The organism is Aquamicrobium ahrensii (genome assembly GCF_040545755.1).
Classification (GTDB): domain Bacteria; phylum Pseudomonadota; class Alphaproteobacteria; order Rhizobiales; family Rhizobiaceae; genus Mesorhizobium; species Mesorhizobium ahrensii.
This window is the reverse complement of the sequence record NZ_JBEPMN010000032.1, coordinates 1-2,502: the sequence shown is the minus strand read 5'-3', so window position 1 is coordinate 2,502 and position 2,502 is coordinate 1. Positions and strand designations below refer to the sequence as shown.

Annotated in this window: 2 protein-coding genes; both read right to left on the bottom strand. The window is 63.1% G+C overall.

Translation table 11 applies throughout. The features are described 5' to 3' along the window. Positions 1-150: 150 nt before the first annotated feature. On the bottom strand, positions 151-885 hold the full coding sequence (gene istB, locus ABID44_RS18605; protein WP_354153166.1) for an IS21-like element helper ATPase IstB: 735 nt from the start codon (positions 883-885) through the stop codon (positions 151-153). Further along, positions 818-2,386, bottom strand: coding sequence for an IS21 family transposase (gene istA / locus ABID44_RS18600; RefSeq protein ID WP_354153167.1), 1,569 nt, complete (start codon positions 2,384-2,386; stop codon positions 818-820). Before istA ends, istB begins: the two co-directional genes overlap by 68 nt. Positions 2,387-2,502: the final 116 nt, after the last annotated feature.

Here is a 2,502-nt window from a genome sequence, read left to right as displayed (position 1 = left end):
TGTCAATGACCGTGGAATCGGGACCCTGCGTTTTCGCGTAAAAGGGCCCCCGGCTTGAGCTGATGAAGGGCACACCGGTTAGCGCCCGATCAGGCGAAGCTGGTCGGGGTTGCACAGCCTGATCGGGCGCGGCTGATTTGCCTTTCGGCTTTAGCTTTGAGAGCGGCTTTTGAAGCGCCAGGATTCGTTTCCGGTCTCGACGATTTCGCAGTGGTGCGTGAGCCTGTCCAGCAGCGCGGTCGTCATCTTGGCGTCGCCGAACACACTCGGCCATTCTGCGAAAGCGAGATTGGTGGTGATGATGACGCTGGTGCGCTCGTAGAGCTTCGAGACGAGGTGGAAGAGCAGTTGCCCGCCGGCCTGGGCGAAGGGCAGGTAGCCGAGTTCGTCAAAGACGACGAAGTCGAGCCGGGTCAGATGATCGGCAATGCGCCCCTGCCGCCCGGCGCGGGTCTCGGTCTCCAGCCGGTTGACCAGATCGACCACATTGAAGAAGCGTCCGCGAGCACCGTTGCGGATCAGCGCCCGGGCAATGGCGATGGCCAGATGCGACTTGCCGGTTCCGGTGCCGCCGACCAGGACGACGTTACGCTGATCGGCGACGAAGGCGCCACCGGCCAGGTCGCGGACAAGGGGTTCGTTGACCGGAGTGCTGGTGAAGTCGAAGTCGTCGATGTCCTTGGCCAAGGGAAGCTTGGCGACGGTGAGCTGGTATTTGATCGAGCGGGCCTGCTTCTCGGCGATCTCGGCCGACAGCAGATCGCCGACGATCTTCGGCGGCTCGTGCTGGCGCTTGATGGCGACGCCCATGATCTCGTCATAGGCCGACCGCATCCCGTAGAGCTTCAGCGCTCCCATCAGGTCCAGAACCTCGGTGCGTTGCATGGCTGTTTGTCCTCCTGAGACTGTCATAGCGGGCGCAGTCGGCGATCGGCTCGTGAGCCAGCTTCAGCGCTTGGGGAATGGAAAGAACCTCGCACGGAGCCGGATCACGGCTGCGGGCCAGGATGTTGAGGATTATGTCCGCCGACGAAACGCCCTGATCGAGCGCCTCCTGGCAGGCGGCCTCGACCGCGCCTATTCCGTCGGTCAGCACGCAGGTGAGGACCGACACCATCTGCCGGTCGCCATCGCCGGTCGCCTTCAGCTTGCGGCGTATCTTCTCCATGGCCGACGGCAGGACCCATTCCCGGAATGGCGCGCCGTTGCGCAATCCGCCCGGCTTGCGCGCCAGGACCGGGACGTAGTGCCAAGGGTCGTAGACCACCTTGCCGCGTCCGAACGCGCGGGCATGATCGCCGACGACCACGCCGTCCTGGCGAATGACGATCCGATCGGCATAGGCATGGAGCTCGACCGGGCGACCCACGGCGCTCGACAGCACGGAGTATTTGTTGTTGTCGAAGCGCACCGTGCAGGTCTTCGACACCGAGGCGGGGACGCTGTGGAAGCCGTCGAAGCGCCCGGCATAGGGAATGAGGCTGACGCGTTCTTCCTCGAACACGTCCCAGATCGTGCGCTCACCCTGCTCGGGGTGCCGGCGCGCCTTTGCCCAGACGACGCATTTGTCGGCCAGCCAGCCGTTCAGATCCTCCAGCGTCTTGAAGCGGAGCCGCGGCGTGAAGAAGCGCTCGCGCACCAGCCCGACCTGGTTCTCGACCTGACCTTTTTCCCAGCCCGCCGCCGGCGTGCAGGCCTGCGGCTCGACAAGGTAATGGCCGCACATCTGCAGAAAGCGCCGGTTGTAGCGGCGATCCCTGCCGATGAAGATCGCGTCCACCGCCGTCTTCATGTTGTCGTAGATGCCGCGCGTGCAGGTTCCCTTGAAGAAGGCGAACGCCCGGTCGTGCGCGTCGAACACCATCTCCTGGCTCTCGCGCGGATAGGCGCGCACGAAGAACATGCGGCTGTGGCAAAGCCGCATGTGCGCCACCTTCACTGTCGTGGTCACACCGTCGAGAACAACGATCTCGTGGCTCCAGTCGAACTGGTAAGCCTCGCCCGGCGCAAAACTCAGCGGGATGTAGGCCTCGGCAACGGCGCTGCCCCGCTCTCTTTCCCACGCCTGCGCGTGCCGCCACACCGAGCTGTAACTGCCTTCATAGCCGAGTTCGCCAAGATCCTCGAAGATGCGGATCAGCGTCAGTCGTTCTCGCCGGGGCTTGGCCACATTCGCCGTCAGCATCCGGTCAAGCTCTTCGCGCCAGGCCCCCATCCGCGGATAGGGCTGATGCTTGCGCTCGTAGCGGAACTCCGTCTCGTCCGAGCGCAGCACCTTGCGCACAACCTTCCGCGAAACCTTCAGCTCCCGGCAGATCGCCTTGATCGACTTTCCCTGAACCCGAGAAAGCCGGCGTATCTTTGCAATCGTCTCCACAATCAACATCCAAAACACAAATGCCTCCGATCAAACCGGAGGCATCTTGATGACCCCACGTTAAGGGGTCCCGTTTGGACGAAAATCACCCCTTAAACAGGGTCCTCATTCCATGAAAAATCACA

Excerpts from the sequence above, each read along its gene's own strand:
- istB (WP_354153166.1), bottom strand. The coding sequence starts at position 885 with ATGCAACGCACCGAGGTTCTGGACCTGATGGGAGCGCTGAAGCTCTAC.
- istA (WP_354153167.1), bottom strand. The coding sequence starts at position 2,386 with ATGTTGATTGTGGAGACGATTGCAAAGATACGCCGGCTTTCTCGGGTT.